Origin of the sequence: Actinacidiphila glaucinigra, from assembly GCF_035918135.1 — a bacterium.
Taxonomy (GTDB): Bacteria; Actinomycetota; Actinomycetes; order Streptomycetales; family Streptomycetaceae; genus Actinacidiphila; species Actinacidiphila glaucinigra.
In genome coordinates this window covers 8,898,979-8,923,370 of sequence record NZ_CP109144.1, presented here as the reverse complement: position 1 = coordinate 8,923,370, position 24,392 = coordinate 8,898,979, and the positions used below count along the sequence as shown (strand labels likewise).

24 protein-coding genes are annotated in these 24,392 nt (G+C 70.8%); 10 read left to right on the top strand and 14 right to left on the bottom strand.

The genetic code is table 11. The annotated features are described in order from the left end of the window. Nucleotides 1-224 precede the first annotated feature (224 nt). Nucleotides 225-1,490 (top strand): IS701 family transposase, encoded by a 1,266-nt coding sequence (locus tag OIE69_RS40485; RefSeq protein ID WP_326570052.1) that lies wholly within the window; start codon nt 225-227, stop codon nt 1,488-1,490. Nucleotides 1,491-1,765: 275 nt separating this feature from the next. Here OIE69_RS40485 and OIE69_RS40480 read toward each other — a convergent pair whose 3' ends face one another. The 4 genes from OIE69_RS40480 to OIE69_RS40465 all read right to left on the bottom strand — a co-directional run bounded on the left by OIE69_RS40480 (nt 1,766) and on the right by OIE69_RS40465 (nt 4,504). Further along, nucleotides 1,766-2,182, bottom strand: a complete 417-nt coding sequence (locus tag OIE69_RS40480) for a class F sortase (protein ID WP_326580365.1) — start codon at nt 2,180-2,182, stop codon at nt 1,766-1,768. Between the two features lie 218 nt (nt 2,183-2,400). Then, complete coding sequence (locus OIE69_RS40475) at nt 2,401-3,072, bottom strand: DUF4142 domain-containing protein (RefSeq protein WP_326580363.1); 672 nt, start codon at nt 3,070-3,072, stop codon at nt 2,401-2,403. Nucleotides 3,073-3,379: 307 nt separating this feature from the next. Further along, nucleotides 3,380-3,670, bottom strand: coding sequence for a glycoside hydrolase family 47 protein (locus OIE69_RS40470; protein WP_326580361.1), 291 nt, complete (start codon nt 3,668-3,670; stop codon nt 3,380-3,382). Between the two features lie 414 nt (nt 3,671-4,084). After that, the gene (locus tag OIE69_RS40465; RefSeq protein WP_089228548.1) at nt 4,085-4,504 is read right to left on the bottom strand and encodes a CoA-binding protein; all 420 of its coding nucleotides are present in this window, start codon (nt 4,502-4,504) and stop codon (nt 4,085-4,087) included. Nucleotides 4,505-4,644: 140 nt separating this feature from the next. Between OIE69_RS40465 and OIE69_RS40460 the strand changes: the two genes are divergently transcribed. Continuing rightward, nucleotides 4,645-4,926 (top strand): hypothetical protein, encoded by a 282-nt coding sequence (locus OIE69_RS40460; protein WP_326580358.1) that lies wholly within the window; start codon nt 4,645-4,647, stop codon nt 4,924-4,926. 39 nt (nt 4,927-4,965) lie between these two features. Here OIE69_RS40460 and OIE69_RS40455 read toward each other — a convergent pair whose 3' ends face one another. Then, on the bottom strand, nt 4,966-5,439 hold the full coding sequence (locus OIE69_RS40455) for a DUF2269 family protein (protein WP_326580356.1): 474 nt from the start codon (nt 5,437-5,439) through the stop codon (nt 4,966-4,968). A gap of 84 nt (nt 5,440-5,523) precedes the next feature. Between OIE69_RS40455 and OIE69_RS40450 the strand changes: the two genes are divergently transcribed. Both OIE69_RS40450 and OIE69_RS40445 read left to right on the top strand, forming a co-directional pair. Beyond that, nucleotides 5,524-5,865, top strand: coding sequence for a PadR family transcriptional regulator (locus tag OIE69_RS40450; protein WP_326580354.1), 342 nt, complete (start codon nt 5,524-5,526; stop codon nt 5,863-5,865). 88 nt (nt 5,866-5,953) lie between these two features. Further along, a complete protein-coding gene (locus OIE69_RS40445; protein WP_392567630.1) occupies nt 5,954-6,532 on the top strand; it encodes a hypothetical protein in 579 nt (192 codons plus the stop codon). Nucleotides 6,533-6,568: 36 nt separating this feature from the next. On the opposite strand, the gene OIE69_RS40440 is transcribed toward OIE69_RS40445, so the two are convergent. After that, the gene (locus OIE69_RS40440) at nt 6,569-7,807 is read right to left on the bottom strand and encodes a hypothetical protein (RefSeq protein ID WP_326580352.1); all 1,239 of its coding nucleotides are present in this window, start codon (nt 7,805-7,807) and stop codon (nt 6,569-6,571) included. Nucleotides 7,808-8,214: 407 nt separating this feature from the next. Here OIE69_RS40440 and OIE69_RS40435 point away from each other — a divergent pair, with 407 nt between their 5' ends. After that, entirely contained in the window at nt 8,215-8,583 is a 369-nt protein-coding gene (locus OIE69_RS40435) for a DoxX family protein (RefSeq protein ID WP_326580350.1), read from the top strand. Nucleotides 8,584-8,651: 68 nt separating this feature from the next. Here OIE69_RS40435 and OIE69_RS40430 read toward each other — a convergent pair whose 3' ends face one another. Further along, nucleotides 8,652-9,362 (bottom strand): class I SAM-dependent DNA methyltransferase, encoded by a 711-nt coding sequence (locus OIE69_RS40430; RefSeq protein ID WP_326580348.1) that lies wholly within the window; start codon nt 9,360-9,362, stop codon nt 8,652-8,654. A 161-nt stretch (nt 9,363-9,523) separates the two neighbouring features. After that, complete coding sequence (locus OIE69_RS40425) at nt 9,524-11,170, bottom strand: alkaline phosphatase D family protein (protein ID WP_392567629.1); 1,647 nt, start codon at nt 11,168-11,170, stop codon at nt 9,524-9,526. Between the two features lie 280 nt (nt 11,171-11,450). On the opposite strand from OIE69_RS40425, the gene OIE69_RS40420 reads away from it, so the two are divergent. Beyond that, nucleotides 11,451-12,809 (top strand): tetratricopeptide repeat protein, encoded by a 1,359-nt coding sequence (locus OIE69_RS40420; protein ID WP_326580344.1) that lies wholly within the window; start codon nt 11,451-11,453, stop codon nt 12,807-12,809. Nucleotides 12,810-12,949: 140 nt separating this feature from the next. Here the strand turns inward: OIE69_RS40420 and OIE69_RS40415 are convergent, their stop codons facing one another. After that, a complete protein-coding gene (locus tag OIE69_RS40415) occupies nt 12,950-17,017 on the bottom strand; it encodes a carboxypeptidase regulatory-like domain-containing protein (protein WP_455550606.1) in 4,068 nt (1,355 codons plus the stop codon). Between the two features lie 658 nt (nt 17,018-17,675). Between OIE69_RS40415 and OIE69_RS40410 the strand changes: the two genes are divergently transcribed. After that, nucleotides 17,676-18,290: a hypothetical protein gene (locus tag OIE69_RS40410; protein WP_326580340.1), complete on the top strand. Its 615-nt coding sequence runs from the start codon at nt 17,676-17,678 to the stop codon at nt 18,288-18,290. A 65-nt stretch (nt 18,291-18,355) separates the two neighbouring features. On the opposite strand, the gene OIE69_RS40405 is transcribed toward OIE69_RS40410, so the two are convergent. Beyond that, entirely contained in the window at nt 18,356-18,541 is a 186-nt protein-coding gene (locus OIE69_RS40405) for a hypothetical protein (protein ID WP_326581587.1), read from the bottom strand. Between the two features lie 512 nt (nt 18,542-19,053). On the opposite strand from OIE69_RS40405, the gene OIE69_RS40400 reads away from it, so the two are divergent. After that, nucleotides 19,054-19,653, top strand: a complete 600-nt coding sequence (locus tag OIE69_RS40400) for an alpha/beta hydrolase family protein (RefSeq protein ID WP_326581551.1) — start codon at nt 19,054-19,056, stop codon at nt 19,651-19,653. A 109-nt stretch (nt 19,654-19,762) separates the two neighbouring features. On the opposite strand, the gene OIE69_RS40395 is transcribed toward OIE69_RS40400, so the two are convergent. From OIE69_RS40395 to OIE69_RS40385, 3 genes are all read right to left on the bottom strand, one after another. Next, nucleotides 19,763-20,083, bottom strand: coding sequence for an SDR family oxidoreductase (locus tag OIE69_RS40395; RefSeq protein WP_326580338.1), 321 nt, complete (start codon nt 20,081-20,083; stop codon nt 19,763-19,765). Further along, a complete protein-coding gene (locus tag OIE69_RS40390; protein WP_326580336.1) occupies nt 20,026-20,460 on the bottom strand; it encodes an SDR family NAD(P)-dependent oxidoreductase in 435 nt (144 codons plus the stop codon). Before OIE69_RS40390 ends, OIE69_RS40395 begins: the two co-directional genes overlap by 58 nt. 93 nt (nt 20,461-20,553) lie before the next feature. Then, nucleotides 20,554-21,456, bottom strand: a complete 903-nt coding sequence (locus OIE69_RS40385; RefSeq protein WP_326580334.1) for a helix-turn-helix transcriptional regulator — start codon at nt 21,454-21,456, stop codon at nt 20,554-20,556. 146 nt (nt 21,457-21,602) lie between these two features. Between OIE69_RS40385 and OIE69_RS40380 the strand changes: the two genes are divergently transcribed. Beyond that, a complete protein-coding gene (locus OIE69_RS40380) occupies nt 21,603-22,040 on the top strand; it encodes a nuclear transport factor 2 family protein (protein WP_326580332.1) in 438 nt (145 codons plus the stop codon). Between the two features lie 527 nt (nt 22,041-22,567). Then, on the top strand, nt 22,568-22,978 hold the full coding sequence (locus OIE69_RS40375; RefSeq protein WP_326580330.1) for a hypothetical protein: 411 nt from the start codon (nt 22,568-22,570) through the stop codon (nt 22,976-22,978). A gap of 70 nt (nt 22,979-23,048) precedes the next feature. Here OIE69_RS40375 and fabV read toward each other — a convergent pair whose 3' ends face one another. After that, nucleotides 23,049-24,263 carry an enoyl-[acyl-carrier-protein] reductase FabV gene (fabV, locus tag OIE69_RS40370; RefSeq protein WP_326580327.1) on the bottom strand — a complete coding sequence of 405 codons (1,215 nt, stop codon included), beginning with the start codon at nt 24,261-24,263 and terminating at the stop codon, nt 23,049-23,051. Nucleotides 24,264-24,392 lie beyond the last annotated feature (129 nt).

The window sequence follows — 24,392 nt, the reverse complement described above, 5'->3', positions numbered from 1 at the left end:
CCCGCCTGCCCAGCGGCGCCTGGCACGGCACCTCGCTGCGTTGTCGAATCGTCCGAGTAGCCCACTACGAGGACGACTCTCCGCCTTGCGATGCACCGCACCAGACGCCGCTGGGCCCGCCCTCCGGGCGGCCGACGTTCATTTGACGACACGACCTAGTAGTGCTTGGTCAGGTCGGCTGAGTCTGTGCGTGTCCTTGTGGGGTGGTCGGGCGTTGGGAGGGTGTGAGTCCGGACGAAGTTGCTGTGGTGCGTGATGAGTTGGAGGCGTTCGCGGCGGAGGTGTTCGAGCCGTTTGCGCGCAAGGATCAGCGCCGGTGGGGGCAGGTGTATCTGCGTGGTCTGATGACGGACGCGCGGCGCAAGTCGGTCGAGCCGATGGCCGCTCGGTTGGGAGAGGACGGCAACCGGCAGGCGCTGGCCCACTTCATCACCACCAGTCCGTGGGATCCGGCCCATCTGCGGGCCCGTCTGGCGTGGAAGATGGAATCGGTGATCCGGCCCACCGCTCTGGTCTTCGACGACACCGGGTTCCTGAAGGACGGCAACGCCTCGGCGTGTGTGTCACGGCAGTACACCGGGACTGCGGGCAAGGTCACCAACTGTCAGGTGGGTGTCTCGCTTCATCTGGCCCGTGACCATGCCTCGGCGGCCGTGAACTGGCGGCTGTTCCTGCCCGAGAGCTGGGATCCGTCCTCGCCGAAAGCAGACCCGGACAAGGTCGCACGCCGCACGTCCTGCGGCATCCCCCAGGACATCGGGCATGTCGAGAAGTGGCAGCTCGCTTTGGACATGGCCGATGAGACCCGCTCCTGGGGGATCGATGTGCCGCTGGCGATCGCGGACGCCGGATACGGCGACGCGGCGGCCTTCCGGCTCGGCCTGAACGCGCGGGGCATGCACTACGTGGTGGGTATCTCCAGCACGCTGTCGGCCCAGCCGGGCGATGCGGCACCGGTCGCCGAGCCGTACTGCGGGACCGGCCGGCCGCCGGTGCCGAAATACCCCCAGCCTGCCCGCTCGGTGAAAGATCTGGTCATCGCCGCAGGCCGGAGCGCGGCACGGCCGGTGCAGTGGCGCGAGGGATCCCGGCCCGGCACCGGCCGCTCAGGCGTCAAGCGGATCTACTCCAGGTTCGTCGTCTTGCGGATCCGGCCCGCCGGACGTGAGATCCGGCAGGCCACCGACGGCGTCGAGCTGCCGGCGTGCTGGCTGCTGGCCGAGTGGCCCGCGGGTGAAAAGGAGCCGGTCCAGTTCTGGCTGTCCGACCTGCCGGAGACCACCGCGCTGACCACCCTGGTCCGTCTCGCCAAGCTCCGCTGGCGGATCGAGCACGACTACCGGGAGATGAAGCAGGCCCTGGGCCTTGCCCACTTCGAGGGCCGGACCTGGAACGGCTGGCACCACCACGTCACCCTCGTCTCCATCGCCCATGCCTTTTGCACCCTGCAGCGACTGGCCCGAGCCCCAAAAGACGCGGCGCCGGCCTGAGCCTCTACCAGGTCGTCCGCGACCTGCAGATCCTCCTCGCCACCTGGACCGGCGCCTGCCCCACCTGCCACCGCGACATACCCACCCCAATACCAACCTGACCAAGCACTACTAGGGGCGGGGCGCGGTACGGGGTGCCTTGTGGTGAGGCGTGGCGGTGGCGATCCGCCGTTGTGCTGCGAGGGGTCGCTCCGAGACCCCTCGCAACGGCTTCTCGTACATCGCCACCGACACCGCCGATTACCTCGGTCTCCCGCGCGACCGCACGGTGTCGGCTACGCGGCACCCGCGCGGACTTGCTTCGGGTCCGGGGTGGCGTACACGACGAGAGTGCTGTCGTATCCGCCCTTGGCTCTGTCGTAGGCCCCGGTGCAGGTGGCCAGGGCCAGGCGGGGCGGGCCGTCGCGGGTGAAGAGCGCCGCAGGGAGGCTTCGCCGGGGGTAGGTACGGCGAGCCGTGACGACGTAGTGGTAGACGTCACCGCTGGCGGCGGCGACGTCTATCGCGCCTCCCGGTTCGAGGGAGAGCAGGGCGGCGAAGGCTCCGATGCCCTCCCGCCGGGTGTCGACATGGCCGGCGATCAGTGTCGTGCCCTCGGCGGAACCCGTCGTCGCACCCAACGCCCACCAGCCGCCCACGCGCCCGCTCTTGGGAAGTTCCAGGGCGCCGTCCGGCGCTGCCGCCACGGGCACCAAGGGAGCGTGGAAGCCTCCGGGACCGCGGATCTCGATGGGAGGCGAAGGGGCGGGACCGCCGGGTGCGGCAGCCCTCGGCGATTGCCTCAGGCTGCCGACATCGCCGATGGGCGCGGTCCCCGCGAGCAGGGCCCATCCCGCCACCATGGCGACCGCACCCGCGCCGGCGCCAAGAGCGGCCAGGGCAGTCGCAACGCGGGCTGCGGACAGTGGGATCAACGGCCGGTGGCGCTCCGTCGCCGGATGCGCAGGAGCCATCCGGTGCTGAGACCGGCCAGGAGCGCACCGCCGGCGAGCGTCACGAGCGCGGCAGTGCCGTGGGAACCGTCGTCGGCCGCGGCGAGCTGGCCACCGTTGCCGGCGTGAATGGTGCCGACGTCCATGCCTGCGTGGCAGGTGCCGCCCTCGACCATCTGCAGGTGCATCGCCACGACCGGTCGGGCCGCTCGGGCCGCGGCCACGACCTCGGCATTGGCTCCGGACTTCACTTCCCGGTCGATCAGCGCGAGCGTCGCGGCATGGCCAGCCTCCGCCGCCTTCAGCCACGCGGCGTCATACGCCGGCGAGCCGGCCTTTTCCCGGATCGAGGCCAGTTCCTGGTTCTGCATGGTGCTGGGGCCGGCGGGCAGCGAGACACCGAGCTTCCCCGCGAGGGCCTTCAGATCCGCGTCGAGCTTGGTGTGGTCGCGGACGAGTACCTCGCCGACCTCTTTCACACAAGCCGTCGTCGCGTGCGCCTGCGCGTCCTGCCCCGCTGCGATCTCTGCGAGGTTGCCCTGGTGGACGGTCCTCACAAAGGCTGTGTCCTGGTCGCCGACCGGCGCGGCCACGGCCTGCGGAGCCGCCACCGCGCTCATCGCCGCCGCGAGAGCGGCTGCGGGCACCATGCGTAGACGTATCACTGCGCACTCCCTTCGCCCTCAGAACGGACCGGCCGAGGGCACGTGGAAAGCGAAGGCCGTACAGCGTTCGCCCATCCATTGAGCGCATATGACGTCCCGGGCCGCACGGGGGCGGCCGCGTTTTCACCGCCTTGGCCCTGCCGGGCTGCGTTCATGCCGAAGATGCGACGGCGCAGCCCGGCACGTGCCCGCCCGCGCCGGCATCCGGGCCGGCGTCACTTGCCGACAGGGCCCCCAGTATCCGGCGGGGCCGCAGGGTGCAGCAGCCCGCGCAGCACATTGCCCTCCGTCGTCAGGTAGGCGGAGCCGTAGTCGAAGCGACGCGCCTCGGCGAACAGCAGGTAGTAGTACTTGGCGTTCTCGATGACCAGTACGCCGGGGTGAGGTCCCCCAGCATCACCGGGGACGCCGTCACGTCGCGGACGACCGTGTAGCCGCCTGCGACCTCGCAGTAGCGCTCCTGGCGGTCAAACATCTCGCGGACGCGTTCCCGGTACAGCTCCTTCCCGGTGACCAGCCAGAGCGAAAGGCAGGAGTCGACGTACTCCGGGCGCAGCGGGGAGGACGGGTCCGTCGCACGCATGCCGCGGTAGTCGAGGGTCCGGCGGCAGGCGGAAGGTGTCGAGCACGGCCGTCCGGCTGTCGTGGTAGCTCTCGCCCTCGGCGACACGGCCACTGCGGGCCAGCAGCCCGCCGTAGAAGGCGGTCAGCTCGGACTGCACCCGGGCATCAGCCGCGCCCAGAACATCCACCGCAACCGGCCCGCCCCTACAGCACACCCCCAATGTATCGATACGCCACACAACACACTCCGAAGATCCGGCAGCGGAGCCATGGACGCCCAGAGGTCAACGAAGACAGACCCCGCACGTCGCGCAGACCCCGCACGCCAGGGCCGCCGCCCTTGCCCCCGCGCACCACACCTCCCGGACGGCGGCACTGACGGGCACCGCCCGGACGGCGGTGGTGTGTGATCGCGCGGGGCGGCCGGGGAGCGTCAGCCCAGCCCCAGTCGGGGTATCTCCCGTCCCGGGGAGCGGTCCATCACCATCAGCAGCCCGGCGTCGCGCGTCCTGGCGTAGGCGGCCTCGTCGATGACGTCCACCTGGAACCAGACGGCCTTGGCGCCGATCGCCACCGCCTGGTCGGCGACGTCTCCGGCGAGGGCCGAGTTCACGAACACGTCCACGACGTCCACCGCGAAGGGGATCTCCGCCAGGGACGCGTAGCCCTGCTCACCGTGCACCGTCTCCGCCTTCGGGTGCACGGGCACCACCCTCTTGCCGATCCGCTGCAGCTTTTCGGCCACCCGGTAGGCGGCCCGATCGGGGTTGTCGGACAGACCCACCACGGCCCACGTGTCCCCGGCCTCGGTGAGTATCCGCCTTATCGTCGCGTCATCGCCATAAGTCGTCATGTCCGGCACCCCCGTTCGCGGGTGGGCACCGAGCCGCCCACCGCCGACCGCATCACCACGGAAAGGGCCAGGCCCTTGAGCTTCGTCTGCAGCATGGAGCAACCCTAGGCGTCTCGGATACTGTATGCAATATCACCGGCATGGGAATCGCGTCCTCGGCGGGATCCGATGGCGACGAGTTCTTCGAGGCTCTTGGCCATTCCGGTGCGGCCCCCGGCGCGATGGGCTTCGACATGGCGGTCCAGACTCTCAACCGCGTTCTTCTGCCGCACACGGCCGGAACGACCGGCGTCGACCCGTCAGTGGACTTCTCGGTGGTCGTGGAGAAGCCGCCGCCTCTTGACGCCCGCGTCATCCAGCTCAACACGTTCGAACGCCTCACTCGTCGTGCGGCGTCCGGCTCGGCGATCCCTGGAACGTGAGGCGGGAGCGGCGGATTCTCTCTACACACGGGGGCCTGGTCACGCTCCCGTGGTCGAGCCGGGACGGACGATCATCAGGATGACGACGACGGCCCACAGGAGGTTGAAGACGCCGGTGAGCATGGTCAGCCGGGCCGCCACGGCACGCGGCTCACCGCCGGCCGCCGCGCCCTTGGTCAAGGCGAGCAGTCGCTGCTGGCCGGGCAGGATCGCCATGGCCAGGATCGCTGCGGCGATCACGGTCAACGCGAGCGACGCGATCAGCCAGGCGTCGGTGAGGACCCCGAGAAGGGCGCCGGTGGCGAACCCGAGGGCCGGCACGGCGAGACCCGCGACGGCGTAGCCGCGGCAGATCCGGTGCAGGAGTCCGGCGATCGCGACGGCCCGCCCGTCCGGGTCCTCAGCCCCGGATGCCTGCAGTGCGTAGCGGGGGAACATGGACGCGGCCGCCGTGATCGATCCGACCGCGACGATCGCCGCGAGGACATGCAGGGACAGCATCACCTTGGTCACTGCGATTCCTCCGAGCAGAAGCGCGAATATGTTGGCTGCCAATACATACACTGCCTACGCCAACTTTGGGTAGGCTGCCTACACATGAGGGCAGACGCGGTGCGAGGGCACCTGGACGGACTGTTGCTGGCCGTGCTCGAACCGGGGCCGCTGCACGGTTACGCGATCATCGCCGCGGTCCAGCACCGCAGCGACGGCGTGCTGGCACTGCGGACGGGCACGATCTATCCGGCCTTGAACCGGCTGGAGCGCCTGGGTCTGCTCGGCAGCAGCTGGCAGTCCTCCGGTGAACGGCGACGGCGATGCTACGAGCTCACCGATGCCGGACGGCGCTCGCTCGCCGGCGAGCGCACCGCGTGGAGCGAGTTCACCGCGGCGATCGGATCGGTGCTCAACCCCATCTCACCGCCCGACGTGGCCACATGAACGCGGCCGGCCGGCAGGCCGACCCCGTCGAGGCTTACGTCACGGCCCTGACCGCCGCGCTGCACGGCCCGGCCGGGTCAAGGCCAGGATGATCGAGGAGATCCGCGGCGGCCTCGTGGACACGGTGACGGCGCACACCCGAGCGGGAACGGCCCACCCGCGCGCCGTCGACCTGGCGGTCGAAGAGTTCGGGACCGTCGACGAGATCGCGCCGGGCTGCCAGCGCGAACTGACCATCGCCCAGGCGCGGCACACCGCCCGGGCTGTCGCCCTCACGGCTCCTTTCCTGGTCGCCTGCTGGTATCTGGCCTGGCCCACCGGCCAGGGTCAGCCCTGGGATCCGCCGCGCGTGGCTCAGCTGCTGGCCGTTCATCTGGCGGGCGTCGCCGGTCTCGCGGCACTGCTCGCCGCGGCGGCGCTGGCCGTCACCGGCAGCCTCGCCCGCCGGCTGCCCGTCCCGCACCGGCTGCCCCTCGCGGTCGCCTGGGCCGGCACCACTGCCAGCGTCGCCATGGCGGTCGCCACGCTCGCGCTCGCCGCCGCCTGCGTCCTGGCCGCGAACTGGCCCCTGCTCGCGCCGGCCGGCGCACTCGCGGCCCTGTCGCACGCCGTGGTGGCGGCCTCGGCCCGCGCCTGCCGGCGGTGCGCACGTCTGCGGACCGCGTGACGCCACGCCCATCGGGGCCGCGATCGTCGGTGACGTCTACGTGGGCAAGGGGATGACGTCGGGTTTTCCGGCCGGGTGGAGCGTGGCGGTCTGCGCGGCGTCGTGGTCGTGGAGAACGCGTGAGATGACCCCGACGCCGCCGGTGAGGTCGTCGCGGATCAGTACGTCCACGCTGGACGACGTATGGACATAGATGCCGTTCTCCATCCTCATTGAGCTACCGCCGACCTCCGCGTGCCCGAGATCGGACGTCCGCAAGGCCGCGTCGAGCGCCTCGGCGATCTCCTGGCCGAGACGCGGTGCGCGGCCGAGCACCGGGACGTGGAGCGAGAGGCGCCAGGTCTCGGAACCCGACAGTGGGCTGCGACCGAACCAGCGCGACACCAGCTCGCCCTGCGGCAACCCGCTCATCGTTTCCACGACCCAGCAAGCCTCCGCCGGGTGAACGGGCTTCTCGACCGCGCGCATCACAACAGGGTGGGTGTATCCGGCGGTTGCCAGTGCGCCGGCCAGGGCGGGCAGGTGTCCGTGGCCGTCCGGGGCGGTGCACCGGTCCAGGGCTTGCCGTACTCCCGGACGCGCCAGTGCGGGGTCCTGGGCGAGGGCGGAAACGGATTCCCGTGCACGGGTGAGCAGCGCGGACCAGGCCGCGAAGGGGAACTCCTGCGAGTCCGGGGTGCGCATACTGTAGAGCGGCAGCCCGTCCGTGCCGCGCTGGTCGACGGCGTCGTGACCGTCAGGGCGGACGGACCATTCGAGGCCGGTGCCGGCGAGATTCCGGAGGTCGGACCAGGCGCGCGTCTCCGGCCGCGGCCGCACCTCCCGCGCGCTGGGCCTCGTCAAGGCGAACGCGCCGTCCACCAGGGGTGTGACGCGGTCCAGGTCGTCGTTGTCGGCCAGGAACGCGAACCGGCACAGCAGCGCCGCCATCGGCCCGGGATGGCGCAGCTCGGGGTCGCCGAGGGCCACCGCACGGCACAGAAGATCCAATTCCCGCCACGGCATCACGTGCGGATGGAAGTGGGCCTGGTCGTCCCAGCCGACGGTCGTCGGCTCCGGGAGACCGGGCGCCTCCAGGGCGAGTTCCACGTACTCCAGCCCGGGCGTGAGATCCAGAACGAGCGCCAAGGCCTCGCCGAGGCGGAACCTGGTGACAAAGGTCTCCTGCTCGTCGGCATCCTCCTCGTAGACGTCGGGCGCGTCGTCGTCGAAGAGGTACACCGGCCAGAAGTCCGGTTCGGCCATACGGGCCTTCAAGGCATCGTCGAGCGGCATGCGGTCAGGCTAGGGCCTTCGAACCGCGCCGCGCACGCGACGTGATCGGCGAGCGGTGCTGCCCGGTCCTGTCACGCGTGGCCGCCCGTCCCCGGGGCCTTCGGCAGGCGCTCGATCCCGGTCGCCGCTGCGTCGCCGCATCCGGCGTGGACGGCGTTTCTGCTGGTGAGACCTGGCTCACGATGCCGCGTCTCGATCGGCCATACATTTGCTTGACGCGTCAAGTAGTGTTCTCATGGGATCCGGGATCGAACCCGGGCGCACCCTTCTCGCAGATGATCAGCGGGCGCGGTCAGCCCGGGATCACGCCCCCGGATGCCCCGGCCGACGGGCGGGGGCCGCACGGCCGGCCCATCGCACCCGGCCCGCCTTCACTTCTTCTCTTTCTCCAGGACCAGGAACCCATCGTGTACACAGCCGCCGTCATCCTCAGCGTTCTGCTCGCCCTCGTCTTCCTCGCCGCCGGCGCACCCAAGGTGCAGCTCAAGGGCCCCGTACCGGACGGCCTCATCGACAAGGGGCTCGGCTCAGGCCTGGTCCGGTTCGTGGGCATCGCGGAGGTGGCCGCGGCCGTCGGGCTGGGCGTCGGCATCTGGTGGCAGCCGCTGGGCATCGCGGCTGCCACAGGCACCGTGGTGGTGCTCATCGGCGCGATCAGCTTCCACGTGAAGAAGGGCGAGTACGGCGACAGCGCGACCCGCAACGCCGCGGTGACCCCCATCGTGCTGCTGCCCGTGGCCGTGGCCACGGCCCTGACCCTGGCCGCGTCGCTGTAGGAGCGGCCGACCCGGCAGCCGGCCATACGGCACCGTCGGCTCCGCGTGCCGGGGTGAGGGACCCGCTGTCAGTCCTTGCGGGCGATGACCAGACGGGCGTACGGGGCACCGTCCGGGCGGCGGCCGAATTCGGGCAGTACCGCGGTCCGCACCGTGAAGCCCGCCGCGGTCAGTTCGGCGCGCACGGCGCGCAGCGGGAAGGTGCGGTAGTACATGACGAACGGCGGACGCCAGACCGCGTTCCGTATGCGCATGGCCGCGTCGAACCCGGCGGGCACCCAGTAGCTCCGGGAGGAGATGCGGGCCGGCGCGACAACCGGGAAGGCGAAGAGCCCGCCGGGCCGCAGGGCGCGGTGCACCCCGGTGAACAGGGCCGGCCGGTCGCTGGCCAGGAAGTGGCCGAAGGCGCCGAAGCTGACGGCCAGGTCGAACTCCGCGGCGAAGGGCGGTCTCCGCGCGTCCGCGCGTATCCATTCCGCGTCCGGGTGGGCACGGCGCGCCTCGGCGAGCATGCCGGTGCTGAAGTCCACTCCCGCGACCCGCCCTCGGCACAGCGGGTTCAGGACCCGCAGGCCGGCCCCCGTGCCGCAGCACACGTCCAGCCCGTCGCCGAAGGGACCGAGCGGGCGCAGGGCGGTGGCGGTCGCGTCGAGGATGCGGTCCGGGGTGCGGTACGGCGTGTGGTCGAACTTCGGGGCGAGCAGGTCGTAGCCGCGCTCGACGGAGGAGAAGGCCTGTACGGCCAGTTCGCGCAGCGAGGGCCCTTCGGGTGAGAACACGGCTCCAGGGTAGGGCCGTTGGGCCGAGGCAAGCGGCGGCTACGGCATTACGCACGGATTTCGGCGGGGCCTTCCGGGTCCACCGACCGCGCCCGTGCGCACGCGGCGAGGCCCCGGGGTACCCCCCGGGGCCTCGTGGTGTCCCGCGACCGGTGCGACGGTCAGGCGGGCGTGAGTCCGGGGTTGCCGGCCTCGGTGACGAAGGAGCCGGCGGTGGTGATCGGGGCGCCGGGTGTGGTCACCGCGGAGACCGTCTTGAAGTCGGCGCGCGCCTCGTCCGTGCCGAGGGTCACCACGGCGTAGCCGCGGCGGCCGTTGTAGAACTTCAGGTGCGGGTTGGCCTGCATGTAGGTGGCCCAGTTGGACGGCTTGTCGGAACCGTCCTTGCCGCTGGTGATCGAGCTGGTGACGATCTCCGTGCCGAGGGTCTTCGACGCCGGGTCGTCGAAGTCCTTCTTGATGTCGAAGCCGTAGTGGACGTGGACGTCGCCGGTGAGGACGACGAGGTTGTCCCGGCCCGCGGACTCCCAGCCGTCCAGGAGGCGCTGCCGGGAGGCCGGGTAACCGTCCCAGGAGTCCATGGAGACCTTGAAGTCGGGCGTCGAGCGGTCCTTGCGCTGCGCGAAGGTGACCTGCTGGGGAACGACGTTCCAGGTCGCCTTCGAGGAACGCCAGCCGTCGATCAGCCAACGCTCCTGGGTGGCGCCGGTCATCGTGCGAGCCGGGTCCTGCGACTCCGGCCCCGGAACCTGCCAGCCGTCACCGTACGCCTGGTCCGAGCGGTACTGGCGGGTGTCGAGGATGTCGAACTGGGCGAGCCGCCCGAACTGCAGGCGCCGGTAGAGCTGGGCCTCGGGGCCCTGCGGGAGCTGCCGGCGGCGCAGCGGCTGGTTCTCCCAGTACGCGCGGTAGGCCGAGGCCCGCCGCAGCAGGAACTCCTCCGGCGGAACGTCGTTCTCGGGTGTGTCGTCCGCGTAGTTGTTCTCCGTCTCGTGGTCGTCCCAGGTGACCACGAAGGGGTGCGCCGCGTGGGCCGCCATCAGGTCGGGGTCGGACTTGTAGAGGGCGTAGCGGAGCCGGTAGTCCTCCAGCGTGAGCGTCTCGCGGTTGAAGTGCGAGGGCAGCACGCGGTCGGTGTAGGCACGGGCGCCACCGGTCGCGGTCACGGCGTACTCGTAGAGGTAGTCGCCGAGGTGGAAGACCGCGTCGAGGTCCTCGTCGGCCAGGTGACGGTAGGCGGTGAAGTAGCCGTCGTGGTAGGCCTGGCAGGACACCGCCGCAAGCCGCAGCTCGGTCAGGCGGGCGCCCTTCGACGGGGCGGTGCGGGTGCGGCCCACGGGACTGACCCACTGGCCCACGCGGAACCGGTAGTACAGGACGCGGTCGGCGTCCAGGCCGCCCACCTCGACGTGCACGGCGTGGTTGTACTCCGGGTGCGCGTCGACGGTGCCACGCTTGGTGACGCGGGTGAAGCGCTCGTCGTGGGCGAGTTCCCAGCGCACCTTGAAGCGCTTCTGGGGCAGGCCGCTGCCGCTCTCGTACGGACGGGGCGCGAGCCGGGTCCACAGCAGCACCGAATCGGGCAGCGGGTCGCCCGAGGCCACACCCAGCGTGAAGGGGTTCTCGGTGATCTTGACTGCACTCGCCTCGGCCGCGGCGGCGGTCCCGCCCAGCGGGATGTTCACGGCGAAGGCCAGCGTCGCCGCCGCCCCGGTGACCGTCAGAAAACGGCGCCTGTCCATGTGGCGTACGGCGTCACGAAGTTCGGCGGAGTGCCCGGACGAAGAAGGTGATGCGGAAGGCTGCATGTGTGTACGCGATTCCTGACGTGCGGTGTACGGCCCAACGGCCCGGTAGGTGCTGCCAGGGCATTGCAGTGGCGCGGGACGGCGTACAGCCACCGAGAGGTTGGCGCGTACATGTATGGACGGTGACCGTTGGCCCCGCCGCCGGCACGAAGCCCGCCCTTCACGGATCCCACACGAACCCGCCATGTGCCAGAGGCAGTTCGTTCCCCGGCCCGCAGCCCGCAGGGGCTGCTCCGAGCGCCTGGGGGCGCTGTCGGTGGCGGGACCTAAGGTGCCCCGCGTGAACATCGACGATCTCGAATGGCAGCAGGACTGGTACGGCGGCGTTCCGCCGCGGCTCGTGGAGGAGATACTCGAACGCGGCGGCCTGGACGTGCTGGTGGAAGCGGCGCGAGAGCGCGGCGAGTGGTTCTGCGCGGAGGGTGCGGTGCGCCGGCTGTGCGCGGCAGGGGAGTTCGCGCGCGCCTGGGCGGTCGTCGAACCGTTCACCGCCACCGGATGGCAGCCCGCGATACGCACGGGCGCCGACGTCCTGCTGCGCTGGGGCCGCGTCGAACAGGCACTGGAGCTGGCGCACCCCCCGGGCCCGGAACTCGGCGACGCGCTGCCCGACTACGCCGAGGTACTGGTCGGGGCCGGACGGGTGGACGACGCCATCGACGCTCTCGCGCCACACCTGCGCGAGCGGCGGGTGCGGCGGGCCCTGGTGAGGATCACCGACGGCCAGGGCCGCGACGACCGGGTCCTGGAGCTGCTCGCCCCGACCTTCGACGAGTTCCGCAGCGACCCGCACCGGTGCCGTGTGCCCGACCTGTGGGACGTACTGACCGCCCGGGCCACCGTTCTCGAGCGGTCCGGGCGTGTGGACGAGGCGGTCGCACTGCTCGGCGCGGACGTGGCCGCGGGCCGGTACGGGCCGCGGAACACCGTCGAGTTCCACGTCGAACTACTCGCCCGGCACGGGCGGATCGAGGAGCTGCGCGAACTCGCCACCGGCGCCCACGGTCCCATCGCCGCCCGGCCCTACGTCGCGGCCCTGGAGGGCGTGGGCAGGGCCGCGGACGCGGAGAGCTACCTGCGTGGGCTCATCGACACCGACGTGTACCGGATCCCGTACGAGAACGCCCTGATGGAGTTCCTGGTCCGCCGGGGCCGGCCGGACGAGGCCGTCGAGGCGGTGGCGCACACCTTCGACGAGCCCCACGAGCCGAATCTCCTCCAGGCGACCATGCTCCTCCTGGCCGAACACGGGCAGCCCGACAAGGCCCTGGAGCTCACCGAAGGACGAAGCGCGGCATTCCTCGAGGAGAACGAGAGGTACTGGCTCCGGTCCAACCGGTGGTGGCTGATGGGCGAGGCGGGGCGCAGCCGGGAAGCCCTCGCCGAGATCGAGGCGCTGCCGCCGGATGAGGTGGACGACCGGGAGGTCACGATCGCCTGGCTGCTCGCGCGGGACGACCGCACGGAAGAGGCCGTCGCCCGCCTCCGGCAGTGCCCCGGCAGCCAGGCGGCGACCGAGCTGGCCCGCCTGCTCGTCCGGCAGGGCCGCTGCGCGGAGGCCGTGGCCGTCATTCCCGACGTGACCACGCAGCGTGCGGAGAACCGGCGCCTTCTCGGGAAGGGGGAGGAGGGCGAGTAGGGCCGCCGGAGACGACGGGGCGCACGCGGAGGGCCGGCCCCCCGAGGGGACCGGCCGTGGTCGTGCCCGAGGTCACGCCAGGGGGGTGCGCCGACGGCCCGTTCCCGGGGCCGTCGGCGCCGTTCCCGGCGCTTCCCCCGCTACTTGCGCTTCAGGGTGAAGTCGGCGGTGACCGTCGCTCCCTTCTTCAGCTTCACCGTCGTGACGGTCGGCTGGTAGCCGTCCTTGGCGACGATGACGGTGAGCGGGTTGTTGCGGACGTCGAGCCACAGTCCGTACGTGCCGTCGGCGGACGTGGTGAGCGTGTAGCTCGCGGCCCAGCTGTCGATCTGTACGGTCGCCCCGGCCAGCGGCGCGCTACCGCCGGTGGCCTTGTTGCCCAGGACGACGCCGGAGATCTTCCCCCAGGTCTTGGGCGGGTCGACGTGCAGGCTGACCGGGATGCGCGGCACGGAGTACGGCGTGTCGGTGCCCACGCTCAGGCCGGCGGTCAGGTCACCGGGCTGGGTCACCGAGGCGGCCGAGGCGTCCAGCGAGACCGTGACGGTCGCGCTGGCGCCGGGCTGCAGGGTGAGCTCCTGGACGCTCTCGCTCATCCAGTCGACGTCACTCGCCCCGCCCTGGTCGTACCCGGGCAGCACCTCGACGGTGCTGACCGGCCTGCCGGGGGCGTTGCCGCCGCCGACCTTGTAGAAGCCGGGCGCGCCGCCGCCGCGGTAGGTGGCGACGTTGGCGTTGGGAAGGGTGCCCCAGGTGCCGGACTTCGGGTCGAAGGCCTGGCTGCGGTTGGTGAGGGCGTTGTTCCCGATGCCGCCGACCAGCACCAGACGGCCGTTGGCCGCGGCGTAGGAGGTACCCCATTGCGGGGCCGGGACGTCCGCGAGCTGTGACCAGCTGTCGGCGCCCGGGTCGTAGACGTAGGAGTGGACGACGTCGTTCTCGCTCGCGCCCAGACCACCGGCGCAGTAGATCTGGCCGTCGATGGCGCCGCACGCCTCCCACGAGATGGGCTCGGGGTAGGCGGCGATCTGGGACCAGCTGTCGGAGCCCGCGTCGTAGACGCTGGCGTCGGTCGTGCCGCAGAAGTCGGCGCCGCAGCCGCCGATCATGTAGAGCTTGCCGTCCAGTACGGCCGTGCCGGAGCCGGCGTAGGGCTTGGGCGCGGACGCACCGGTGGTCCAGCTGTCCGACGCCGGGTCGTAGATCTCCAGCTTCGCGTCCGGGGAGCCCGACGGTCCCCAGCCACCGACCGCGTAGAGCTTGCCGTCGATGAACCCGTGCGCGGGGCTCTCCCGGGTGTCGGACGCGCTCGCCAGCTTCGTCCAGCTGCCGGCGACCGGGTCGAGGACGTACAGGTCCTTGACGTCGCTCGATCCGTTGTAGCCGAAGGCCGAGTAGACCTTGCCGTCCAGCGTGTCGACGGCGTTGTCCATGAGAGCGCCCGGCAGGTTCGGGGCCGTCTGCCACGCGTCGTCGGCCGGGGCCGCCGCGGACGGGCCGGCCTTGGCGGTCGCCGTGTGGGCCTTGCTGGACAGCGGGTTGAAGTCACCCTTGACGGTCCGCAGCGCGGCGCCCTTGTCCTGCTGGGTGAAGCCACCGGACTGTTCGCCGAACTTGACCGTGGCGGCGGCGCCGCCGGTGTTCTTGACGGTCAGCTTCTGCGTCTTGGAACCGCCCCAGGCGACGGAGGCGGAGACCGAGGCCGGAGTGATGGTGACCTTGCCGGCCTTGAGCTTGAAGTTCGCCTGGACGGCGCTGTCGGCCCCAACCTTGGCGGTCTTGGTCAGCGAGGTGTACTTCGCCTTGGCCGCGGTGAAGGGGTGGTTGCCGAAGGCGGTCGAGACGAACGAGTAGTAACCGTCCGGCAGGTTCGGGTCGTCGGGGGTGGCCGACGTGGTGGTGTTCTCGCCGGGCTTGTCCTGACTGGTGACGGTGGCACCGACGATGCCCGTGCCGGTGTTGGCGTCGGTCACCGTGCCCACGACCAGGCCGGCGGGGACGGGGGTGAGCTGCCGGTCGCCGACGAAGACGTTGTCGACGGCCCACCACCAGCCGAAGCTTCCGGCGAAGTGGAAGCGCAGTTGCACCTCGGGCTTGCCGGCGAAGTCGGACAGCGACGCCTCGATACGGTCGCCGGTGATGTCCGATCCCGGGGACCAGATCCTGGTCCAGGTCTTGCCGCCGTCGGCGGTCGCCTCGACGGCCGCGGACTGGCCGCCGTACTGCTTGTACTCGGTGTCGAAGGCCACCTCGGGGTCGTTCTTCCCGGTGAAGTCGTAGACCGGGCTGATCAGCGAGGTGTCCTGGGTGGCGCCACCGCCGAAGTGGTCGCTGTCGACGACGGCGAACGCGCCGTCACCGCCGGTGTGGTTGCCGCGGTCGCCGGGGTCGTCGAACTGCCAGCCGCCCGTGGTGTCCTCGGCGTTGTCCACCTTCCAGCCGGTGGGCGGGGCGTCGGTGGCGTCGATCGGTTCGGTGGTGCCGGTCACGTCGACCCGGTATCCGGGCGGGTTCGCCGTCCAGGCGTCCGCCGGGACCGCGATGCCCACGGTCTGCGCGGAGTCGCCGACGGTGATCTTCTTTTCGACGGCCTTGTAGCCGGGAGTGGCCGACGCGACGTGCAGGGTGTAGGAGTGGCCCTGGGGCAGGTCCAGGCTGTACGCGCCGGTCGCGGGATCGGTCCACACCACGCCGGGGACGCCGTCCGCGGTGATCTTGGCGTAGAGCGGCCAGCCGTGGCCGGAGCCGTCGGTGACCTTGCCGGCGATCGTCTGGCTGGGCACCGCGGTGAGGGTGAAGTCCTTGGTGACCGTGGCGTCGTCGTCCACAACGACCCCGTCGGCCGAGCCGCCCGCGTAGCCGAACGCCTCGACGGAGACGTCGTAGGTTCCGGTGGGCACGGTCAGGGTGTAGGCGCCGGAGGCGTCGGTGTGCGTGGTGCCGGTGCCCGCCGTGACCGTGGCACCGCTGACCGCCTTGCCGGTGGCGCCGTCGGTCACCGTTCCGGAGATCACGCCGTGCGCGCCGGTACGGAACGCGGCCAGGCCGGCCGGTGTGCCGAGGCCCGTGGGGCCGTCGAAGCCCTCGATGCCGTTGCACAGATACGACGGGGAGCAACTGCCGTTGCTGCCGGTGGTGATGTCGTTGATCCCGGTGCCGGCCTCGTAGGGGTACGCGTTCGGGTACGAGCCTGCGACGGGGGTGCCGGCGGCGGCGTACACCGAGGCGATGATGGGCGCCGAGACGCTGGTGCCGCCGTAGACCGCCCACCCGTTGTGGCCGTAGGTCTGGTAGACCGCCACGTCCTCCGCGACGGCCGAGACGTCGGCGAGTGCCCGGTTGTCACAGCCGGTGTCGTGCTGGAAGGCGGGCTTGGGCTCGTAGAGCGAGCAGCCGGAACCGGCGAGGCTCCAGGCAGCCTCGGTCCATCCGCGGGGGGTGGACGAATCGCGGGTCAGCGTGGTGCCGCCGACCGCGGTCACGTACTGCGAGGCCGCCGGGTAGCTCACGCCGTAGCCGTAGTCGCCGGTGGACGCGGTGATCGCGACCCCGGGGTGGTTGTAGTGGGCGTCCAGCTCCGTGGTCTCGGACGGGTCCTCGCCGTTCCCGCCGCGGTAGTCGGTGCCGTAGGAGTTCGACACGTACTTCGCGCCCATCGCGACCGCCTGGTCGACGGCGGCGGACAGGCTCTCGAAGCTGTTGTCGTCGGCCTCGACCAGCAAAATGTGCGCGTTGGGCGCGGTCGCCGAGACCATGTCGAGGTCGAGCGAGATCTCGCCGGCCCAACCCGGGTCGGGCGCGGGGTAGTCGGTGCCGCCGCGCTGGTCGACCTTGCGGAAGCACCCGTTGTCCGTGGTGCAGGCCGGCAGTCCGAACTGGGCCCGGTAGACGGCGAGGTCCGCTTCGGCGGTCGGGTCGTCGAAGGCGTCCACGATGGCGACGGTCTGTCCGGCGCCCCCGTCGGCGGGCAGGTCGTAGGCGCTCTGCAGATCGCCGGCACCGTAGCCGTCCGGCGTGTCCGCCGCCCGCCGCAGGCCCTTGACCGGCTTGACGTCGGTACGGCGCAGGGCGAAGCAGCTGAAGTGACCGGGCTTGGCCGTGTCACAGGCGGGTTCGAAGGAGGGGCGGTCATCGGTGACCGAGGCGGCGGAGTTCGCGACCGCGGCACCGGCGGCTAATGCCGGTGCCTGTACCCCGAGCACCGCCATGGCGGCGGCGCCGAGGACGGCCAGGCCTCTGGTCACCGTCCTGCGGAGGGGGTTTGTGGTTCTCGCTGGTCTGTGCAACGTGACTCCCATGCGTGCTTGCAGGGATCGAGCCGTGTCCGGCTCCTGGCGACGGCGGACGTCGGAGCGTTCGCCGGAGCCCATTAGCGAGATCCGCTCTGTCCATGTCAATAAGGAGCCCGAGGCGACCAATGTGACCCAACGTAACAGCGTGAGTGCACAACGTGTGCGCAGCGTTGCGGTTTTTTGATGTTTTTGGGTGAAACGCATGTTCCTTTGTGTTCGCTGAGTGAACGCCGCGCTTCCCCTGTTCAAAACTGTTCACTGGGCGTGTCGGGGGCGTGTATACGACACGCGACGCAAAGCCGCCAGCACGCACAGGGCGCGCAATCACGCACCCGGACGGACATCCACGCAGGTCAGCTCGGCCATGAGGGACAACTCGGCGGCGCCTGGGTCCACGGGGCCGCGAAGTCTCTTTGCCAAGCCTTGCCCTGCCCGCCCTCCCCCGTCTCCCACCGGCCCGAGGCTCCAGCGGCGCCCCGCCAACCGGGCCAGGCTTTCATGATCGCCCGGCATGGCGCCGGGCCGGGGACGTCCGGGGACTGGATGCTGACAGCCGGACCAGGCAGGAGACGATGTGGACGATCACAGCACTCGTAGCGCCCGGAAAGCGGCATCCGCCGGCGGGGGTCCTGACGCCTCCGGGCAGTCGGGGGTCATCGGCCTCGCGCTCGCCGCCGTGTTGACGGCGTTCCTGGCGCAGGGATCCTGGCAGTGGTTCGCCGTGTACATCGGATTGACGCTGCTTGCGGTGATCTTCACCTTCTACCGGCTGCCGACGTGGACGCCCGGGCTGCGATCCGCGTACGTGCGGAATCTGCTGGCGTACTCGCTGGTCGTCGGACTGTGCGTGGCGATCACCTTGGCCCCCATGATGCAGCGCTGGGCGTGGCTGTTCCCGATGCCGGGCACCCGCGCCCGATGTGCCGCGCTGGGCACCTACGAGAGCATCCGGACAGAGGCGGCGCTGGCGAACCTGGCCGATCGCGCGGGTGCCGCCCTCCCCGACGCACAGGCGGTCCAGAGTCATGACGCCGTCGCCGGCTGCCTGTCCGCCACCACCACTCTGTGGCTGCCCGTCTACGCGGCCGGAGTGGCCCTGCTGGTGGGACTGGCCGCGTGGTTCGTCGATCGCGTCCGGGTGAGGGGCGAGGCCGCCGCGTCCCGGCCGAACCCCCCTCAGCAGGGCTGAGCGGCCGTCCGCAGCGGACGGCCGTCAGTCCCCCGCACCCGGTCGCCATCCCCGCTTGGCCCTGCTCATCGGTGCTTCGTCCCCGCTCCCTCGATCAGCGGGCGCAGGCCGTACACCTGCCTGACATCGGGAATGTCGTTGATGCGCTTGCACGGGTAGCCCTCCAGCATCCCCCCGTAGGTCGAAGACATCCGCAGCTCGGTGAGCTCGATCGAACGACCGGACGAGAGGAGTACGTGGCTCAGGGACATGCCAACACCCTATGCGCACGGTTCACTTCCGATACACGCCCGGGCAGCCCGCCTCGGGTGCTGCGTACCGGGTTCGAGTGCGAACAGGGCCATCAGGTCCTCGCAGAGCTCGACGAGTTCGCGGTAGGGGTGTTCAGCCCCTCTCCATTGGCGCGACCAAGCGGCCAGGCCGGTCCGGGCCCTTCCCGATCGCCGCCCTCGCTCCGAACTGCCCCCCGTCCAGCAGGACTTCGAGCAGCTTCAGTGCAGGTGGGGGCGCCCCTCGCCGACGCGTTGTCAGACCTCCGCACTACACTCACCGCGCGTGGCTCCTCCTGCCCAGCGTGCTGCCTCTGCACGTACCGGTGTGGGGAGCCGGACACCTCGGGATCCCGTCCGGGGCGGCGAAGTCAACGTCCCCACCGCTTGGCCATGTGACGTCCGGTCACCACCCGGCCGTGCGGTGGGTTGTGGCCTCGTCGCGCGCAGGGGGTCGCCGAACTGTCCATGGCTACATGGAGAAGGGAAAGAGCGTGAACACCGAGAAGGTTGCAGCCCGACGTCTTACGGCTGAGGAGGTTTCGGAGCTGGGCCTCCAGGACGAGATCTTCGTCGCGGCAGAGGTGGAAGAGCTTCGGCTCGACTGCTACGCACGGGCGACTCTCACCAAGTCGGGCAAGAATTTCGAGGGCGGATCCTTCACCGCGAAGACGATCTTCGGCGACGAGATACACGTCCTGCCGGACAACGCCGAGGAATCCGGGATATGGGTCGCGGACAAGGCGGGGGAGGAGATCGAGGTCCTCCAGACCGCCGGCGTCCTCCTCAACCTCGCCCTCTTCGTACCCAACGGGAACCGGGAGTCCCTGGAGGCGCTCTACACGGCCGCCAGGGAAGCGTTCGGCGCGGGAATCGTTCAGCGCTGGGACGAGGAAGTCGTCGCGGTGCCGGATGTCAAGGTCGACCTGTTCGAGGAGCCGGCCCGCGGGCGGAAGGGCACGGGCGGCCAGAACCGCGACCGCCGCGCCCTGGACATCTACCCCACCCGCGTGCGGTTCATGGAGGCCAGCGCCGGCTGGAAGTTCGTCCTCGAACCGCACCAGGAGCACGTCGACGACACGCCGACGATCTGAGCCGACGCCCTCAAGGCGTCCTCTCGGCGCGACGCCCCCTCCGGAACGGAGGGGGCGTCGTCGCGTTCGGCGCACGGGGCGCCACCCCCGGCTGCCGAAACGACGTGCGTCAGGCGATGCCGCCGTTCAGTGTGAGATCGATGCCGTTGGCCACCGGGTTCTCGAGGAGGAACAGACAGCCGTCGACGATGTCCGCCATGGTGGCGAGCCGCCCGGTGAGCGTCATCTTCCGTGCACCGTCCTGCAGTTGCTCGTTGTCCACGACGAAGGGACTGTCCACGATGGCCCACGGGTGCAGTGAGTTCACCCGCACCGGTGCCAGTTCGACGCTCAGTGTGCGCACCAGACCCTGCACGGCGGCGTTGACCGCCGTCAGCGTCGTCGAGCCCGGATACGGGAAGTCCTTCGCCATGCCGCCGAACAGCAGCACCGAGGCGTCCGCGGGCATCCGGGGAACAGCGTGGTGACCACGGCCGTGTAGCCGACGATCTTCGTCGTGGCCAGGGTCGCGGCCGTGGCCACGTCATAGGCGCGGGCGGTGTTCATGTCGCGGACCATGCCGACCAGGGCCACCCGGTCGACGTGCCGCACCGACGCGAGGGCGGCTTCGATGTCGGCCGGTCGGCTCAGGTCGAGTGCCAGGCCCGTGACCGTACCGCCGGTCTCCTGCGCGAGTTCCTCCGCCGCCGTCGTGGCGCGCTCCTGGCTGCGTCCGGTGATCAGGACGTCCGCGCCGCGCCGCGCGTACTCCGCGGCCAGTGCCCGCCCTGTGCCCTGCGTGGCTCCGGCGACAAGTACCGTGCTCATTTCTGCTCCCATGCGGTCCGCGAGAGCCTCCTGCTCTCACACCAGCCAGACGCTCGTCGGCCCCCGCAGGTTCTGCGCCGGCAGTGACCTGCGTCAGGTTCCCGCCCGGGCCGATGTCGAGGGGTCGCCCGCGGGTTCGGTGAGCTGTTCCGGTCCCCTCGTGGCGGACCGGCCCGCGAGCAGCTTCAGGGCATCCTCGGCAGCGGTGCCGGGCCGCGCGCTGTAGACGACCACGCTCAGCCCACTGTCGTCCGGCAGGCTCATGGTCTCCTGGTCGAGTTCCAGGTCGCCGACGAGTGGATGGGTGAGACGCTTCGTGCTCTCGCGGAAGACATGGACGTCGTGGGATCCCCACAGCACGCGAAAGGAGTCGCTGCGGGTGGACAGTTCGCCGATCAGGTTTGTCAGTTCCCGGTCATGCGGGTGTCTGCCCGCCTCCACGCGCAGCGCGCCCACGGCGAAGCGCGCCATGCGCTCCCAGTCCACGTAGAACCGCCGGGCCGCGGGACTGAGGAACGCGAACCGCGCGACGTTCGCCCGGCAGGCCGGGTCGGCGTACATCTGCGTGTACAGGGCCCGGCCCAGCGGGTTCGCGGCCAGGGTGTCGAGGCGGTCGTTCATCACGAACGCCGGCATGCCCGGCATTCCCTCGACGATCCGCGCCACGCTCGGGCGCACCGCCGGCCGGGGCTCGCGCCGCGGTGCTCCGGGCGCGGGGCCTGCCGCGCGGGCGAGGTCGTTCAGATACATGCGCTCGGTGTCGTCGAGGCGCAGCGCCCGGGCGAGCGCGTCCAGCACGCTGTCTGAGACGCCCTTGAGATTGCCGCGCTCCAGGCGCGTGTAGTACTCGACGCTCACCCCGGCGAGCGTGGCGACCTCCCCTCTGCGCAGTCCGGGCACCCGCCGCTGCCCGTACGTCGGCAGACCCGCCTGCTCCGGGGTCGTCCTGTTCCGTCGGGAGCGGAGGAAGGCGCTGACTACGTCCCGGTTGTCCATAGGAACAAGGGTAGGCAGGCCGCGCCGGCCGTGGGGGACCCTGCCGGTACCCCTCACGGTGAGGACTCCCCCGCGCCGACTGCGTGCCGTTGCATGGTGTGTGCCCGGATCCCCCGGGAGTCCGGCCGATCGAAGGGACACCCAAGATGAGCAACGGTACCGACGCGGTGACGCAGCGCCCCGCCGACGTGGTGCGGGGGCTGTACGCATCGCTGAGCGAGGGAGACGTGCCAGGTGTCCTGGCCAGGCTCGCCCCCGAGGTGATCGTCGACGAGCCGGGACAGCTTCCGTACGGCGGTGTGCACCAGGGCCGGGAGGTGTTCGTGCAGTCCGTCCTCGGCGCGATGATGGGCTACGCCGTCGTGGCCATCAGCGCCGCCGAGGTGTTCGAGGGCCCGGCCGGTGCCGTCGTCGGAACGCTCACCGGAACGCTCACGGCCCACACCACCGGTGAGGAGTTCCCGCTGACCATGGTCGAGATCCACCAGGTCGAGGAGGGCACGGTCCGCAGGATCGACGTCTACACCAAGAACCCCCACGAGCTGGCCGCGTTCTACGCGCGGGCCGAGGCGGGCACCCGCTGACGAGGCCGGCCTTCAGAGCGCGGCCTCGCAATCCCACGTCAGCGGCACCGGTTGGGCCGGCTCGCGCTCAGGCCGCCGGTACCGTGCGGATTCAGCGTCACCGCCACCGGCTGTCCGAACCTGCCGTCACTCGCACGAGCCCGCGTAGATCCCCATAGCGGTTCCCAAGAGCAACGGTCCGTCGATGGTCACGTCCCATCGGCGGGCTGCCGCGACAAGTGCTGCCTGTACTTCTTCCACGGGGCGGCCCCAATGTGTCGCAAAGACCTCATCCCACACCGCTCGGAATCTCTGCGCCTGTTCCACGGCGTCTTGGACGGCCGCTTCTCTCCCGAGTCCCTGGTCTCCCACGCGTCGTACCCCTTCTCGTTTCTGCACGCACCCATGAAATCAAGCATGTGAGCGGGGTGGCTTCGGACTGCGGGCAGACTGGAAGCCACACAAGGAGGACGCATGGATTCCGACGAGCCGATGTACCGGTTCCGGCGCGATGTCACGCGGCATGAAGCCCCCCGAACCTTCTGCACGTGACAGGAGCGAACGGTCTGGCCCAGGCCGCCGGCATCGCGAGCTTCTGGATTCGCAAAGGCATCGCTGAACGCGTCGAGGTACTCCACCGGAAACGGCTGGTCATCGCGATCTCACGGTTCGACGTCCGCATGCTTGATGAGCCGCGTAGGCGGAGCACCTATCAGGTCCGGACGCTGGACCGGCGGCACGCCTTGATCCGGCTCGACCACGCGGCCCAGCTGCGGGATGCGTTGGTCGTCGTCGACGAGCGGTTGCTGTCCCGACGCGCATGCGTTCCGGTGGAGATTCGTACAGGCCGCTCCGTCGTTGCACTGCTGACCCGGGAGGACCTGGGTCGGGTGTGGCCCGGACGTGGCGTTCGCACGTGTATGGGGGAGGGCGACGCCCGATCAGCTGATCCTTCGTGAAATGCCGCTACGTGGCCACCGACGCTCGCAGCACGCTCGATCGCGGGCGTCCCCCGATCCACACCGCCCGTCAGGGGGTTTGGTCCGGCCAGGGGATGTCTGTGGCGACCGGGGCGGCGTAGTCGACGCCGGGCACGGAGAACCCGTACAGGCGCCGGACTTCGGCGTGGAACCAGTCGAGGTCGGCGAGGCCGGAGATCGTGTCGGTGGTCGCGGCTTCCCAGCGGTCGGCGACGGCTGCCTGGACGTCGTCGGCGAGTTCCCAGGTGTCCAGGCGGATCCGGTCCTCGTCGTCCGGCGCGAGCGGGGCACGGCCGGTGAGGTCGTCCCACAGGGCGGCGAGTTGGTGGACGGGCGGGAGCATGTCCTGACCGAGGACGCCGCGCAGCAGGCCGGTGTAGAGGGCGATCCCGGGGATGGCGGTGGAGGACTGGGTGACGGCGGCGCCGTTGACGCAGGTCACGGCACGCCCGCCGACGGTCTTGCCGAGCCGTTCGTTCAGGGTGCGGGCGGTGGCTTCCAGATGGGCCTTGGCCACGCCGATGGTGCCCTGCCGGTAGATCGCCGCCGTCAGCGGCGATCCGATGTACGACAGTGCGGCGGTGGTGAAGCCGTCGGCGAGCACACCCCGGTCGGTGAGGTGGTCGATCCAGCGCTCCCAGTCCGCGCCGCCCATCACGGCCACGGTCTGCTCGACGTCGTCCGGCTCGGCCGGTCCGGTCTCGACCTCGCGGACCTCGGGAACGCCCTGGTCGTCGAAGACGAGGGTCTTGGTGCGGTGCGCCCGCCCGATGGGCTTGAGGACGGAGGCGTAGGTGGTGCCGGTGTCGGGGTCGGTGCGGCGGGGGGCGGCGACCGAGTAGATCAGGTGGTCCAGCCTGCCGCCGAAACGCCGCTCGACGAGGTCGGCGACATGGTCCTTCATCGTGTCGGAGAACGCGTCGCCGTTGAGGAAGACCAGGTCCCGCCCGGCGGCGCGGGCGACGTCGGCGGTGGCGGCGGTGCGGTACCAGCCGGCGGTGGCGGTGCGTCGTTCGGTGGGGGCCTTCTCGAAGGACACCGCGATGCCGCGGATGCCGGCGCGCTTGAGTCCGGCGAGGGTGGCGGCGAGGCCGTATCCGGCGGAGGAGCCGATGACCAGCGCCACGGGGCCGGGGCCCTGCGGCGGGTCTGCGGGGTCGGGGCAGGCGCGCCACATGTCGGCCACCGACTGCCGGCAGCCCTCGGGGTGGGAGTCGAGGAAGAGGAAGCCACGGTTGCGGGGGGTCAGAACGCGCTCGTTCACGAGGTTTCTCCGAGGATGCCCCGGACCGCAGACCGGGGAGGAATCGGGCCCCTGCAGAGCAGGGCGGGAAAGGGGGTTTCGCCCCCAGGGCGAAAGATCGGCGGGTAGTGTGCGTGTTGTGCTGAGCGA